12 protein-coding genes are annotated in these 15,343 nt (G+C 52.7%); 4 read left to right on the forward strand and 8 right to left on the reverse strand.

What is annotated here, in order from left to right:
• Window positions 1–100: 100 nt before the first annotated feature.
• From J4E05_RS20695 to J4E05_RS20710, 4 genes are all read left to right on the forward strand, one after another.
• Complete coding sequence (locus tag J4E05_RS20695; protein WP_349599634.1) at window positions 101–2,896, forward strand: MMPL family transporter; 2,796 nt, start codon at window positions 101–103, stop codon at window positions 2,894–2,896.
• A gap of 1 nt (window position 2,897) precedes the next feature.
• On the forward strand, window positions 2,898–4,292 hold the full coding sequence (locus J4E05_RS20700; RefSeq protein WP_349599636.1) for a hypothetical protein: 1,395 nt from the start codon (window positions 2,898–2,900) through the stop codon (window positions 4,290–4,292).
• Window positions 4,293–4,440: 148 nt separating this feature from the next.
• Complete coding sequence (locus J4E05_RS20705; protein WP_349599639.1) at window positions 4,441–4,890, forward strand: Xre family toxin-antitoxin system antitoxin; 450 nt, start codon at window positions 4,441–4,443, stop codon at window positions 4,888–4,890.
• Window positions 4,887–5,366: an RES family NAD+ phosphorylase gene (locus tag J4E05_RS20710; protein WP_349599642.1), complete on the forward strand. Its 480-nt coding sequence runs from the start codon at window positions 4,887–4,889 to the stop codon at window positions 5,364–5,366. Before J4E05_RS20705 ends, J4E05_RS20710 begins: the two co-directional genes overlap by 4 nt.
• Before the next feature lie 232 nt (window positions 5,367–5,598).
• On the opposite strand, the gene hydA is transcribed toward J4E05_RS20710, so the two are convergent.
• The 8 genes from hydA to aptA form a co-directional block, all read right to left on the reverse strand.
• A complete protein-coding gene (gene hydA / locus J4E05_RS20715) occupies window positions 5,599–7,056 on the reverse strand; it encodes a dihydropyrimidinase (protein ID WP_349599644.1) in 1,458 nt (485 codons plus the stop codon).
• A 136-nt stretch (window positions 7,057–7,192) separates the two neighbouring features.
• Window positions 7,193–8,173, reverse strand: coding sequence for an ABC transporter substrate-binding protein (locus tag J4E05_RS20720; protein WP_349599647.1), 981 nt, complete (start codon window positions 8,171–8,173; stop codon window positions 7,193–7,195).
• A 63-nt stretch (window positions 8,174–8,236) separates the two neighbouring features.
• Window positions 8,237–9,391 carry an ABC transporter permease gene (locus tag J4E05_RS20725; RefSeq protein ID WP_349599649.1) on the reverse strand — a complete coding sequence of 385 codons (1,155 nt, stop codon included), beginning with the start codon at window positions 9,389–9,391 and terminating at the stop codon, window positions 8,237–8,239.
• Window positions 9,388–10,317: an ABC transporter permease gene (locus J4E05_RS20730; protein WP_349599651.1), complete on the reverse strand. Its 930-nt coding sequence runs from the start codon at window positions 10,315–10,317 to the stop codon at window positions 9,388–9,390. Before J4E05_RS20730 ends, J4E05_RS20725 begins: the two co-directional genes overlap by 4 nt.
• Complete coding sequence (locus J4E05_RS20735; protein ID WP_085595472.1) at window positions 10,307–11,098, reverse strand: ABC transporter ATP-binding protein; 792 nt, start codon at window positions 11,096–11,098, stop codon at window positions 10,307–10,309. Before J4E05_RS20735 ends, J4E05_RS20730 begins: the two co-directional genes overlap by 11 nt.
• Window positions 11,099–11,290: 192 nt before the next feature.
• Complete coding sequence (locus J4E05_RS20740) at window positions 11,291–12,157, reverse strand: nitrilase-related carbon-nitrogen hydrolase (RefSeq protein WP_085595467.1); 867 nt, start codon at window positions 12,155–12,157, stop codon at window positions 11,291–11,293.
• A gap of 183 nt (window positions 12,158–12,340) precedes the next feature.
• On the reverse strand, window positions 12,341–13,837 hold the full coding sequence (locus J4E05_RS20745; protein ID WP_085595469.1) for a CoA-acylating methylmalonate-semialdehyde dehydrogenase: 1,497 nt from the start codon (window positions 13,835–13,837) through the stop codon (window positions 12,341–12,343).
• A 21-nt stretch (window positions 13,838–13,858) separates the two neighbouring features.
• Window positions 13,859–15,190 carry an omega-aminotransferase AptA gene (aptA, locus tag J4E05_RS20750; RefSeq protein WP_349599656.1) on the reverse strand — a complete coding sequence of 444 codons (1,332 nt, stop codon included), beginning with the start codon at window positions 15,188–15,190 and terminating at the stop codon, window positions 13,859–13,861.
• Window positions 15,191–15,343: the final 153 nt, after the last annotated feature.

The raw sequence follows: 15,343 nt of genomic DNA on the forward strand, positions 1-15,343 counted from the left end.
GATCTGGTTTTATCAGTCACCGACACATGACAGGCCAAGGTCACAACCATCAAGATACATGGTGTGATGATCCTTTGCGCAACGGAAGGGGGGATCTTTCGTGCAAAATTTCCTGACACTGGGGGTTCGTCATCGTGCCCTGACTGCATTGTTTATTGCAGCAATCACACTTGCTTGTGGTATGGGACTGAACAAACTTCGCGTCGATACCAGCTTCGATAGCCTGATCAGCGACAGTGATCCGACCAAGGTGATCTATGAAAAGATCAAACAGGAATTCGGATCCGACAATACCACCATAATTTATGTCCGGGCGTCTGACCTTTGGACAGAAGACCGCATTTCAGCCCTTCAGGAAATGCATTATGCACTGGAAGACCTGCCTTTTGTCGAAAGGGTCGATAGTCTTTTCAATGTGCGCAGCATTCGTGACCAAAATGGCATGATACAGTCTTCGACCGTACTGGACGGGGTGCCATACGATGATGTTGAAATGAAAGCAGCCCACGACAACGCCCTGTATTCACCGTTGATTGTAGGCAACTTTATTTCCAAAGACGGCAACGTAACCGCCATAAATGTCAGTATTGTCAAAGACCCTGACGATCCCGATTTTGACCGTAATGCGTATCTGGCAATTGAAGACGCCATCAAACCCTATCGCAGCGCATTTGACGAAGTATTTCAGGTCGGCCCCCCACGGGTTAATCAGGATACCGAAACAAACCTGTTTGATGATCTTGCACTGCTTATACCGCTGTCACTAGGCGTATTAACCGCCACCATCGTTTTGTTTGTGCGTAGCGCATTTGCACCGATCATTCCCATGATCACATCGGGAATCAGCCTGGTGTGGGCTTTTGGCCTAATGGGCCATATGGGCATTCCAATCAATATTCTATCCGCAATGGTTCCCTCCCTTGTCATAGTAATCGGGTCTACCGAAGACACCCACATGCTGGCCGGGTATCTAAGCGGGTTAAAACATGGCCAGGCCCATACCGTCGCCAGTGAAAAACGACGTCTGGCAACCCTGTTTCTAATTCGACATCTGGGTTTGCCCCTTATTTTAACGTCGGTCACCACCACATTGGGCTTTGCTGCAAATGGCCTGGCCGATATGTCGCTGGTACGCGACTTTGCCTTTGCCGCCTCGGTTTCAATTGCCGCTAACGGCATTATTACCCTGCTGCTGGTACCACTGATTCTGTCTACCGTTGGCCCGTTACGCAGCCGCCTGCACCGCAATGAAGATGCCATTTCGTCCGATACCGGCAACCAGGAACACCACATTCGCGGGCCTGTCGCCACTATCCTTAAATTCTGCCGGGCGGCAGCCGGACACCCGCGCACGGTCATCGGTATCACCATACCTGTTGTCATTATCTTTGGCCTTTTTGCCTTGCAAACCAAAGTTTCCAACGACCCCATCGCCGCTTTCAAATCCTACCATCCGCTGGTCCAGGATGTGAACAAACTGGCCGATACGCTGTCGGGCATGGAAATATTTTATATCAATCTGGAATCCTCAAAACCCGACGCTTTCAAGCAACCTGAAAACCTGCAACGTCTGGCTGATATCAAAAAATACATCCTGGCCGATGGCCGGTTTGATAACGCGCTGTCCATTGCCGACCATCTGTCACTGGTAAATCGCGAATTTCATGGTGGGGACCCGGCCATGATGATCGTTCCAGACAGCGAAGCGCTGGTTGACCAGTATTTGTTGTTTTTTCAGCGATCTGATCTCGAAAACTATGTCAGCCACGACTTTCAACGCGTTAACATCGTTGTCCGCCACAACATCCATAACAGCCACGACCTGAAAATGGCCGTCGCCGACCTTGACGCCAGGGTCCGCGACATTGCCGGCCCGGATTTACGGGTTAATCTGGTCGGGCAGAACCTTATGATCAATAATGCGGCCGAAGACCTGATAAAGGCACAGGTTCAATCGGTAGGTTTATTGCTGGTCGTAATCTTCATCATGATGTCGCTGGTCTATACTTCCACCATTGGCGGATTGTTGTCGCTTATCCCCAACATCATTCCCATCGTGATCGTCTTTGGCATCATGGGAATGTTTGACATCCCGTTAAATCCCGGCACCGCAACTGTGGCTGTAATCGCGATTGGCATCGCCATTGATGATACCATTCATCTTTTATCGTCCTATGCCCATGAAAGCCGCTTAACGGTTGATCGCCTTGAAGCCGTGCGCCGCACCGTAAGCAGCCAGGCGATACCCGCCATTTCAACATCCGTCGCATTAACGGCCGGTTTCATTGTGCTGTTATGGTCCAATTTCACCATTCTGGCCCAGTTTGGCGGCCTTTCAGCCATCGCCATGATCGCGGCCCTGGCCGCCGATCTGATCATTACACCCGTTCTGCTATCCTATGTCCGGCTGGTTGGCCTTTATGAAATCCTGTCACTTAAGGTGGGCAAGGATGTGCTGACCAAAAGCCCGCTTTTCACCGATATGAGTTCCTATCAAATCCGCAAGGCTATCCTTCTTGCGGAAATGGTTGAATTTAAAGCCGGCGACCGGCTGGTGGGTCAAGGGTCATTAGGCCGCGATATGTATCTGCTGTTACAGGGCAGTGCCGCCGTCACACTCGAAAACGAAGGCCGTACAACACGACTGGCCACACTTAACGAAGGGGCTGTTCTTGGTGAACTTGGTTTTGTTCAGGAACAGGAACGCACCGCAAATGTCGATGCGCTTAGCGATGGCGAAATGCTGTTGTTCAATGCCGATACCGTCCGGCGCAATATGCGGCTTTACCCGCATATTGCCAGCAAGCTGAACCTCAACATTGCCCGCATTCTCGGCGCGCGTTTGGCTGAAACTTCCCAACGACTTTCCCAATTCGATCAGGAGAAGGAAGTTTAGCATGGAAAATTCCGTTGGTTCTGTTCGCGGCCTGACAGCCATTTTCGTTGGAATAGCCGGTTTAAGCGCGCTGCCTGTTTCCGCCGTTGCGGCCCAGGATGGTGTTGCTGACTTTTTCAAACAGGTTATCAGCAATGCCACCTATCAGTCTGAAGCCGTTGTAACCGCCTTTCGCGAAGCCCCCAATGACCCTGATAACAAAGGAATTGAGGACGACAAAATTGAAGGCTGGTCCCATCTTTCAATGGATAGCAACAGTTTCATTGGCGATTATTGGTCCTTCGGGCTGGGACTGGATGCCATTGCCTCAACCTATCGGGGCGGCGAAAGAGGCATGTTCACAGCCCCAGGAAAAGGTGAAGGTCAGGGTCGATATGTTGACTTAAACCGTTTAACCCTTTCCTATCTGGGAGATGATGCCGAATTCCTGTTCGGCAAGGACACCATCCCGATGGGAGTAGGCGAACTTTATTCCCCCGCCGATCTTTATGGCAATACCAACCTGGTCAATCCGCAGCAAAGCGTCGATGTTGGTGTCTGGCAGGCCCGAACCGACATTTATGTCGGCAGTGACCGCCTAACATTCATCGTCCTGCCCCTTTCAGAAAGCGGGCCATCGGCCAGCGACAAATCGCGCTGGTATGCAGGCGGTTCAAGCGGGTCCGAATTTACCAGCCTTAAACTGCCTGCCGTTCCCTTCGGCATGAGCGCCGAACTACAAGATGCTGGCTATAACAATGATGACCCCGGCAATTGGGGGTATCTTGCCGAATATAAAGGAACCGCAACCGGGTTTGATTATTTCGCCAGCGCCTATACCGGCCCCGGCCCCTATGCAGTGTTAAAGGATCCCCGGTTAACCAAACTTAATCTGTTTACTGTGGAACATCCAAGGGTTAGCATCGCATCAACCGGGGCGACATTCACCGAAGGATCATGGAAGTTTTACGGTGAAGGTGTCGGGTATTGGGCCCAACACGGCAAGGATGACGATGTTGCCCGGATAATGCTGGGCACCAAGTATCGCGAAACAAAATTTGCCAATTCTCTGGGCCTTAACGAAATTACACCTATTGTTGAATTCAACAAGGAATGGCGCCTGCAAAAGCAATCGCACCCTGATTATTCGGTGTCTTCGGAAGATACACGCCCAAACCCGCAAAACATCATTGCTGCACTGACCGTAACTGTTAATGACGAATGGAAATTTGGCGGCGCCTATGATCGTTCGATCCGTGATCGCGATTCATTAACCCGTTTGTTTATCCGCTATGAACCCACCGACAATCTATGGCTGTCTGTCACCGCCATGGATTTTCACGGCGGCGAAGAAACGGCATTTGGCAGTTATCGCCGTAACGACAATGTCGCGCTTAAGGTGCATTACAGCTTTTAATCACCCCTGAGCCGTGCCCTGTTTTACCTGCAACACCGTTTACCACCCGACCCGGCTTCGCGAGAATATCCTTTTCTTGTGTCCGATTGCGTCATATGATACATAATTTAACGTCACTTGATACATCGATACCTGAAAAGGTCATCTCATGACAGTCCAGCCAGCACCGCCAGCGAATCCGATTTATTCCTTTGTCGGTCTGCCCGAGCAAGGAACATCGCCCCATGCCCTGCTGGACCAGATTGAAAAAGGCATACCGGTTGCCGGTGTGCGTAAACTGGCCGATTTTTTGTTTCCAGACGCCGGAAGCCGTGCTGTTGAACATTTGGTTTCACGTTCTACGATCGAGCGGATAAAGCGCAGCCGAAACTTGCGTTTCTCGCGTGCAGCGACCGAACAAATTTATCCGGTGATCAAAGTTACCGCAAAAGCAATGGAACTATACCCGAACGAGCCGGAAAAAGCCGTCCGGTTTTTGCAAAAGCCGCACCCGATGCTAGGGGGTATTGCCCCGCTGGAACTGGCCCGCAAGTCGGGCGCCGGGGCCGATATGGTCATGAACCTGTTTAACCGGATTCAGGCTGGCCTTACCGTATGACGCACCGCCTTTTGCCTGCTGTGCGATATGGGTACCGCATCGGTGACCCAACAGGCATTTATCCCGTATATTCCGCCGACGGTGCCCGTCTGTTTGCCGGGCGCTGGAACGATGTCGGGCAGCCTGTTATTTATTGCAGCGAACATTATTCAACTGCGATGCTTGAAAAACTGGTGCATTTCAATGGCGAAGTTCCCAATGGTCAGCACTTTGTAAAAATCATCTTTCCGGCCGGGATTTCCTATGAAGTTTTTAGCGCGGCCCACCACTCCGACTGGCACGCAGAAAACGAACAAACCGCCCGTCAGTTTGGCAGCAAATGGTTCCACGAAAAGCGTTCCTGCATTTTGCTGGTTCCATCCATTGTTGCGCGCGACGAACACAATATTCTAATTAATACTCTTCATCCTGATTTCAGCCAGATCACAACCGGGTTGGAACAGCCGATCTGGTGGGATGACCGGTTGTATCAATAAATCCGGCTGACCGACAATCATAACCCCTGAACCGCGATCCCCGCATACAACCCTCATCTATTTCAGCAAGTATTCCAGAGTAAAACTATCTGCTTTTGCATCACCCTCCGTGCTTAGGGTGTCACAAGTGACATGTTTTGTTTCAACGTAATAAATATCACGCATCAAAAAGGGGTGGCACCCAGCCACCCCTTAATATCAAGGTTCTTGTAAACCAAAAGTCGTGCAAAAATCACACCCCGGCAGGCATGTTTTCAGCTTTACGTTCCACCCTGCGCGGGGCTGTAATTTCTTTCCACTTGGACAGGGCCTTGTTAACGGCCGGGTACGGATCACGGCGGATAAACTCGCCATCGCCGCATTTGGCAACCACAACGCCTTCTTCGGCAGCAATACACCCCCGGCTGATGGTGTAACGCGGCAAGCCAGTCACTTCCATGCCTTCAAAAACATTGTAATCAATGGATGAAACCTGATGTTTCGCCGAAATGGTTTTTGAAGCCTTCGGATCCCACACTACCAAATCAGCATCGGCCCCAACCAGAATTGCACCCTTGCGCGGATAGATATTTAAAATCTTGGCGATGTTGGTTGATGTCACCGCAACAAATTCATTGGGTGTCAAACGACCGGTATTGACACCATTGGTCCACAGCAACGGCATACGATCTTCAAGGCCACCGGTTCCATTGGGGATTTTGGTGAAATCCCCCATCCCCATGCGCTTTTGTTCCGAAGTAAAGGCACAATGGTCTGTTGCCACCACTTGCAAACTGCCAGCAGCAAGTCCGTTCCATAAACCATCCTGATGCAGTTTGCTGCGGAACGGCGGCGACATAACCCGGCGTGCCGCATGGTCCCAATCGGCATTGGCATATTCACTATCATCAAGCACCAAGTGCTGAATCAGCGGTTCGCCAAACACACGCTTGCCATTCTGGCGGGCGCGACGAATGGCTTCATGGGCCGGTTCACACGATACATGCACAATATAAAGCGGAACATTGGCCATATCGGCAATCATGATGGCACGGTTACACGCCTCACCTTCCACATCAACCGGGCGGGAATAGGCGTGCGCTTCGGGGCCGTTATTACCGGCATCTAGCAGGCGTTGCTGCAAGGTCGCAACCACGTCACCATTTTCCGCATGAACCAGCGGCATGGCTCCCAGTTCCGAACAGCGCGAGAAGGATGCAAACATTTCATCATCATCCACCATCAAGGCCCCTTTATAGGCCATGAAGTGTTTGAAGGTGTTAATGCCCTTTTCCTCGACGACGATTTTCATCTCGTCAAAAATCTGTTCGCTCCACGACGTGATCGCCATATGGAACGAATAATCGCATACCGCCTTGGATGATTTATTGTCCCATGCCTGCAACGCCTCCAAAAGCGATTGATCGGGCGATGGCAAACAAAAATCGACAACCATCGTGGTGCCGCCGGCGACCGCGGCCTTGGTGCCAAATTCAAAGTCATCGGCCGAATAGGTACCCATGAATGGCATTTCCATATGGGTGTGCGGGTCGATCCCGCCAGGCATGACATAGCACCCGTCGGCGTCAATCACCTTGTCGCCCGAAAGGCCCTTGCCAATCGCGGCTATCTTGCCATCTTCAACCAGAATATCGGCTTCATAGGTCAGGTCTGCGGTAACGATGGTTCCGCCACGAATAACCATGGACATGGGTGGCTCCTTATCTATCGGTATCGGGGTTGAATGGGTACGCGCTGGCACCCGGTCCCTGTAACTTCAGGTAAAGTCGCCCGGCAACATTGGGGCCGCCGCCGGGCGTTACACAGGTTATTATGCGCCCGCAGGCTTACATTTTATCTGTAACGACGTGGGTCCAGGCACCTTCCGGTTTTTTGGTAATAACCGGGTCAGAACCGCCCGACAGCAAGCTGTCAACCGTCCGGGTATAAGCATCCTCTCTCAAAACGCCATCCGTGCTCAGAAGTTTGCCAACTTCTTTCATCATACGGATCTGATGTTTTTCGGTTTGCGCCCCGGTCGCATCATTATCCAGAATAATCTGCGCGGCATCTTCCGGGTGTTCCTTGGCCCATGTCCAACCCTTCATGCTGGCAGCAACAAAACGCGACATTTTATCAACAAAAGCCGGATTTTTCAGCTTGTCTTCCATCACATAAAGGCCGTCTTCAAGCGTCGCGACACCCTGATCTTCATATTTGAAAACAACCAGATCATCGGCCGGAATACCGGCATCAATCACCTGCCAGTATTCGTTATAGGTCATGGTTGAAATACAATCGGCCTGCTTTTGCAACAACGGGTCAACGTTAAAGCCCTGTTTTAAAACCGTAACACCCTTGTCGCTGCCATCGGTCGGAATGCCCAGTTTCGACATCCAGCTTAGGAACGGGTATTCATTACCAAAAAACCAGACACCCAGGGTCCGTCCCGGAAAATCCTTGGGCGAGGTAATGCCGGTATCTTTCAGGCAGGTTAACTCCATACCCGATTTGGCAAAGGGCTGGGCAATATTGACAAGCGGCACACCCTTTTCACGCGATGCCAGGGCTGACGGCATCCAGTCCACCACCACATCGGCACCACCACCGGCAATCACCTGCGGCGGCGCAATGTCGGGGCCACCGGGATTAATGGTGACATCAAGGTCGGCGTCTTCGTAAAATCCTTTATCCTGGGCCACATAATACCCGGCAAACTGCGCCTGGGTTACCCATTTAAGCTGCAAGGTCACTTCATCAGCCGCCATCGCCGAAAGCGATGTCAGGCCAAATGCCATCCCCAGAGCCGTCGCAAACACTTTTTTCATTTTATTGAAGCCTCTCCACAGGTTGAAATTCAATCCTCCCGACGGGTCGTCTTTTTTTCTGCCTTAATGGCGACGTACCCGAAATGACGGATGCCACGACGTTACCTTGCGTTCCGCAAAGGCCACAGCTCCGTAAAAGGCAGTCCCGGCAAGGGCTGCCAATGCAATTTCTGCCCACACCATATCTACATTCATGCGTCCGACTTCGGTTGAAATGCGAAAGCCCATGCCAACAATGGGTGTGCCAAAAAACTCGGCCACAATTGCGCCAATCAACGCCAGGGTAGAGTTAATTTTAAGGGCGTTAAAGATAAACGGCAGGGCCGCTGGCAAGCGCAAGCGAAACAGCGTGGACCAATAACCCGACGCATAGGTCGCCATCAGATCTTTTTCCAGCCTTCCTGCCGCACTTAAACCGCTTACGGTATTCACCAGCATCGGAAAAAACGTCATGATCACAATCACCGCGGCCTTTGACTGCCAGTCAAAGCCAAACCACATCACCATGATCGGTGCGACACCAATAATCGGCAGAGCCGAAACCATATTGCCCAACGGCAACAGCCCGCGTTTCAGAAACGGCACCCGGTCAACCGCAATCGCCACGATCAAGCCACTGCCACATCCCAAAACATACCCGGCAATCACGGCCTTCAAAAAGGTTTGCCGGAAATCATCCCACAAAATGCCGGTCGAACTGGCAAAGCGCGCGCCAATCATGCTGGGCGGCGGCAGCAATACCTGCGGCACACCAAACCCGGCCGTGATAACTTCCCATAAAAACAGCAACCAGATACCAAAGGCCACCGGCACAATAATATTAGCGGTTTGCTGTTTACCGTTTTCCAGGCTGTGATAATTGGCAATAACGTCTATCGCGCGCCACACCAGCGCCCATAACGAAAAAATGAACATCCAGAAACCATAGGATGCATACCCTGCCAGCCCCTGATGATAGAGTGCCGCCACGGCCTGCCAGGCACCAAAAACCACAACTGTCAATACAATGCAGGCGCGCAGAACGCTGGTGACGCCATACCAGGTAAAAATAACACCGGCGACCACACAGGCCACCATCGCACTGGCAAGCCCGGGCAAGTCAGAAACAAAGGCGACATTCTTGCCGGTATCAATGTCGACACCCGATAATGGAAACACCAGTGACAGCAACGCAAAAACTGCGGCCACCAGGCAAAATTTATCAAGTTTACCGGTCATGCCCGCACCCCCATGCGTTCAAGCACCCGTTTTTCCATTAAACCCACAATAACCACCATCATCGCAGCCACAAAAGCTGCGGTTAACAATGCCGCCCAGATTTGCACCGTTTGCCCGTAATAGGACCCGGCCAGCAAGCGTGCGCCCAGGCCCGATTGTGCGCCGGTTGGCAATTCGCCAACAATGGCACCAACAAGGCTGATGGCAATCGCCACTTTCAGGCTGGCAAACAAAAACGGCATCGCCGATGGCCAGCGCAGGGCGACAAAGGTTTGCCAGCGTGATGCATTATAGGTGCGCATCAAATCAAGCTGGATATGATCTGGGGAGCGCAACCCCTTAACCATGCCAATGGTCACAGGGAAAAAGCACAGATAGGTTGAAATCATCGCCTTGGGGATTAAACCCTTAAGACCAATCGCCCCCAGCACGACAATAATCATCGGTGCAATGGCCAGAATGGGAATGGTTTGGGATGAAATCACCCACGGCATCAGGCTTTTTTCAAGTGTTTGCACATGAACAATGCCGACAGCCAGCACAATACCCAGAAGCGTGCCAATGCCAAACCCCAACAAGGTAGAGGATAACGTTACCCAGGTATGGTAAACCAGCGAGCGTTTGGACGTAATTTTAGTGGCAAAAATGGTTTTATACATTTCCTGCGCCACCTGATGCGGGGCGGGTAATACCGGCCGATCCTGCGCAAGGGTTGCTTCCACCAGTTGCAATGGCGTCCAGTCCTGTTTGGCACGGGCATAACGGTCAATCTGACCAGGCATGTTCATAAACACAGCCCCAACATACCAAAGGACAAACAAGCCGATCAGCATTACGCAAACCGGGCCGGTCTGGCCTTTCATCATGCGGCCCCAAAGGGTTGGCCCCGCCGCAGCAGTTGGCAAGGTTGCGGCATCAGTCGTCATAGCTATGCCCTGCCCGCAGCCCTTCGCGTACACGATGGGCCACTTCCAGAAATTCCGGGGTTTCGCGAATATCCAGGGTGCGATCTTTGGCGAAATCGGTTTCAATCACGTCAATGATCCGGCCCGGGCGCGGCGACATCACCACAATTTTCGACGATAAAAATACCGCCTCGGGGATGGAATGAGTGACAAACGCAACCGTTTTGTTGGTCCGCGCCCACAATTTCAACAATTGTTCGTTCAAATGATCCCGCACGATCTCGTCAAGCGCACCAAACGGTTCATCCATTAATAACAAATCGGCATCAAAGCTGAGCGCGCGGGCAATAGAGGCGCGTTGCTGCATGCCGCCGGAAAGCTGCCAGGGGAATTTCTTCTCAAACCCGTTTAATTCCACAAGTTTCAAGGCTTCATGGGCGCGCCGGAGGCGTTCTTCTTTGGAAAGTTCCATAATTTCCAGTGGCAAGGTCACGTTGCGTTCAATTGAGCGCCACGGCAACAAAGCCGGGGCCTGAAACACATAACCATAGGAACGGTCTTCACGCGCCTGTTGTGGCGACACCCCGTTTATAAGTATATCGCCGCCCGTTGCCCTCTCCAGATCGGCAATGACACGCAAAAGCGTTGTTTTTCCACAGCCCGACGGGCCGATAAACGAAACAAATTCACCCTTGTTAATGGTTAAATCCACCTCGGATAACGCGTAAACCGGGCCATCGGCGGTTTGAAATGTCAGCGACATTTTTTGAATATCAACAACCACATCCTTCGATGCGGCCATCGGCGCCACATTATTGACGACTGCCTGTAACGTCATGGGTGTTCCCCTGATCGATGTCTCTCAAAAACCTCCCTCAGGGACGTTGCCCTGAACTTTGCCGATTTATTTTATGGCCCGCTTGCACATATGGCGCACAGGTGTTTTACCGGTCAAAGCAGTCTGGCGAACGACCGGGCCGTTCGCCTTTAGAAATCAGTTGCCGTCCGTCAGGCGGGTATAGGTCGAAGGGCGACGGTCACGGAAAAATTGCCAGTTATTGCGGGCTTCGCGCACCATATTCATGTCCATGTCATGGACAATCAGCTCGTCCTGATCGCGTGATGCTTCCTTTTCAATCACGCCGCGCGGATTAACAAAGTAGCTTTGCCCGTAAAATTCGCCAATATCCCAGGGTTGTTCGCGGCCCACCCGGTTAATCGCACCAATATAGCAGCCATTGGCAACGGCCGATGCCGGCTGTTCCAGCTTCCAGATATATTCGGAAACCCCGGCAACCGTAGCAGACGGATTAACGATATATTCCGCACCATTTAGGGCCAATGCGCGCCAGCCTTCGGGGAAGTGGCGGTCATAACAGATATAAACGCCCAATTTGCAATATTGGGTTTCAAACACCGGCCAGTTGGACGCGCCCGGTTTGAAAAAGAACTTTTCCCAGAACCCGGAAACCTGCGGAATATGGGTTTTGCGATATTTACCCAAATAGGTCCCATCGGCATCAATCACAGCGGCGGTATTGTAATAAACCCCGGTAATGTCTTCCTCATAGATCGGAACGACAATCACCATTTTATGTTTGGCGGCCAGTTCACACATGAGTTGTGTGGTCGGCCCGTCGGGAATTTTCTCTGCCGCCGCATACCATTTGGCATCCTGGCTCGGGCAGAAATAGGGCTGGGTGAACACTTCCTGAAAGCACAGGACCTGCACCCCCTTCTTGCCAGCTTCCTCGATATAGGGAAGATGCGCCTCGATCATGGCCTGGCGAATTTCTTCTGGTGACTGATCCGTGCTGCCTTTCAAAGACATCTGAATCAATCCGCCTCTCAGCATCGACATGCGAGATACCTCCTTGATAATGTATGCGTTCTTGCCGGTTTTTACCGATCTGGATGTGAACGCTTGTGTTGGTTTTCGCCATCAAACCCGGTTCATGGCGAAAACCGGAATCTTTGTTTGCCAGGATGCAACCGACCCCGACAAAATAAGAAGGCGCGGCCCGAACCGGGCCACGCCTGCCTGTTACCCGTTGGACGGGAAGTTGAATTCCGCACCGGAGCGAATGCCTGTCGGCCAACGCATGGTAACGGTTTTAAGCTTGGTATAGAAATGCACCGCTTCGGGACCGTAAATTCCGTGTGATCCGAAAATCGACCGTTTCCAGCCGCCAAAGCTGTGATAGCCAACCGGCACCGGAATGGGCACATTCACACCGACCATGCCAACCTGGATACGGTCAACAAAGTTACGCGCCGCGTCGCCATCACGGGTGAAAATCGCGGTGCCATTGCCATATTCATGCTTGTTGATCAGATCAACCGCCGTGTCATAGCTATCTGCCCGCACAACCGACAGAACCGGACCAAAAATTTCGTCAGTATAAATCGACATGTCCGGGGTGACGCGGTCAAACAAAGAACCACCCACGAAATAGCCGTTTTCATAGCCCTGCAGCTTAAAGCCACGGCCATCCACAACCAGTTCGGCACCCTCCTTCACACCGGCATCAATATAGCCAAGAACCTTGTTCTTGTGTGCTTCGGTAATGACCGGGCCCATATCGGCATCGGTATCGGTTGACGGGCCAATTTTAAGCGCGGCAACCTTGGGTGCGAGCGCCTTGACCAAACGATCCGCTGTTTCTTCACCCACCGGAACCGCCACCGAAACCGCCATGCAGCGTTCACCCGCCGCACCATACCCAGCGCCCATCAGGGCATCCACGGCCTGGTCAATATCGGCATCGGGCATGACGATCATGTGGTTTTTCGCCCCGCCCAGCGCCTGGACCCGTTTGCCATTCGCCGTGCCGGTTTTGTAAACATATTCCGCAATCGGGGTGGAGCCAACAAAGCTGATGGCCTGCACGTCCGGATGATGCAACAGGCCATCAACCGCGACCTTGTCACCATGCAGAACGTTACAAACGCCCTTGGGCAACCCGGCCTCATGAAGCAATTCCACCACCAGATTGGCCGCCGACGGGTCGCGTTCGGACGGCTTCAGAACGAAGGTATTGCCACACGCAATCGCCATCGGGATCATCCATAACGGCACCATGGTCGGGAAGTTAAACGGAGTAATCCCGGCAACAACCCCCAGGGCATGACGATCGGCACAGGCATCCACCGATGTTCCGACATTGCGGCTAAAATCACCTTTCAGCAAATGCGGAATACCACAGGCAAATTCCACCACTTCCAAGGCACGGGCCACTTCGCCCAGGGCGTCGGGGTGGGTTTTGCCATGTTCGGCCGAAATGGTGCTGGCAATTTCATCGGCCCGTTTTTCAAGCAGGCCCTTATAGGCAAACATCACCTGGGCGCGTTTGGCCGGTGGCGTCGCCGACCAGCTTTCAAACGCGGCCTTGGCCGTGGCAACAACGGTATTAACATCGGCTTCCGATGCCAGCACCACTTCGCCGGTCTGCTCCCCGGTTGCCGGATTGAAGATGGCGCCGGTCCGTGTGCTCTCGCCACTGGTATGTTCGCCGCCAATGATATGTTCAATACGTTTCATAACTCTTCTTTCCGTGCTGGATCAGTCAAGATTCTTCAGAACATCGCGCAGGGTTCCGAACAATTCGTCGATATGCGATTTTTCAATAATCAGCGGCGGCGACAAGGCAATGATATCGCCCGTCGTGCGGATCAGAATGCCCTTCTCGAACGCCTGCAAAAAGGCCGAAAACGCCCGCTTCGTCGGCTGGCCATCGATACTTTCAAGCTCGATCGCGCCAATCAGGCCAAGGTTACGAATGTCCTTCACATGGGGCAGGTCAGCCAGGCTGTGCACCGCATCTTCCCAATATTTACCAAGCTCCGCGCCCCGGGTCAGAAGGCCTTCTTCCTCGTAAATCTCAAGCGTTGCCAGGCCCGCCGCACAGGCAACCGGGTTGCCCGAATAGGTATAACCGTGGAACAGCTCGATCATGTTTTCCGGGCCGGTCATGAAGGCATCATAAATGGCATCGGTAGCAAAAACCGCGCCCATCGGAATGGTGCCGTTGGTCAGGCCCTTGGCCGTCGTCACCATATCGGGCTGCACACCGAAATAATCGACGGCAAACGGGGCACCAATACGACCAAAGCCGGTGATAACTTCATCAAAAATCAGCAGGATGCCGTGCTTGGTGCAAATTTCGCGCAGGCGTTTCAAATAACCCTGCGGCGGGATCAACACACCTGTCGAACCTGCAACCGGCTCCACAATCACGGCCGCGATGGTTGAGGGGTCATGCAAGGCGCACAGGCGTTCCAGGTCTTCGGCCAGCCATTCGCCATTTGTCGGCTCGCCGCGAACAAATTTGTTTTCTTCGGGCAGATGGGTGTGGCGGATATGGTCAACACCGCCCAGCATGGTGCCAAAGGTTTTCCGGTTGGTCGGAATGCCGCCCACCGAAATGCCGCCAAAGTTCACCCCGTGATAGCCGCGCTCACGCCCGATCAGGCGGGTGCGCTGGCCCTCGCCACGGGCACGATGATAGGCAATGGCGATTTTAAGGGCGGTTTCAACCGATTCCGATCCGCTATTGGTATAGAAGACATGGCTCAAATCACCGGGCATCAACTGTGCCAGGCGCGTTGCCAGTTCAAACGCCTTGGGGTGGCCCATCTGGAAGGCCGGGGCGTAATCAAGCTCTTCAAGCTGGGCGCGAACGGCTTCATTGATTTTGGCGCGCTTGTGCCCGGCATTACAGCACCACAAACCCGCCGTTCCATCCAGGATCTGGCGGTTATCATCGGTGGTGTAATACATGCCTTCGGCCGAAACCAGCATGCGCGGAGTTTGCTTGAACTGGCGATTGGCCGTAAACGGCATCCAGAAGGCGGATAAATCATTGGGGCGGTTGTTTGAAGTGGCGGCAGTCATTTTATCAGGTCTCCCGAACCCGGTTTGGCTTTGCTGGCAACCATATGCCAGTCAACTGGTCGATCATGGCATTACCGGCATTTAACAAGCAATTACAATCGCCTGTTCCCCGGCACCAGAACCACATCGCGCATGACATCTTGCGATCAAGAC

The sequence above is a fragment of the Thalassospira sp. NFXS8 genome, assembly GCF_040148805.1.
Lineage (GTDB): Bacteria > Pseudomonadota > Alphaproteobacteria > Rhodospirillales > Thalassospiraceae > Thalassospira.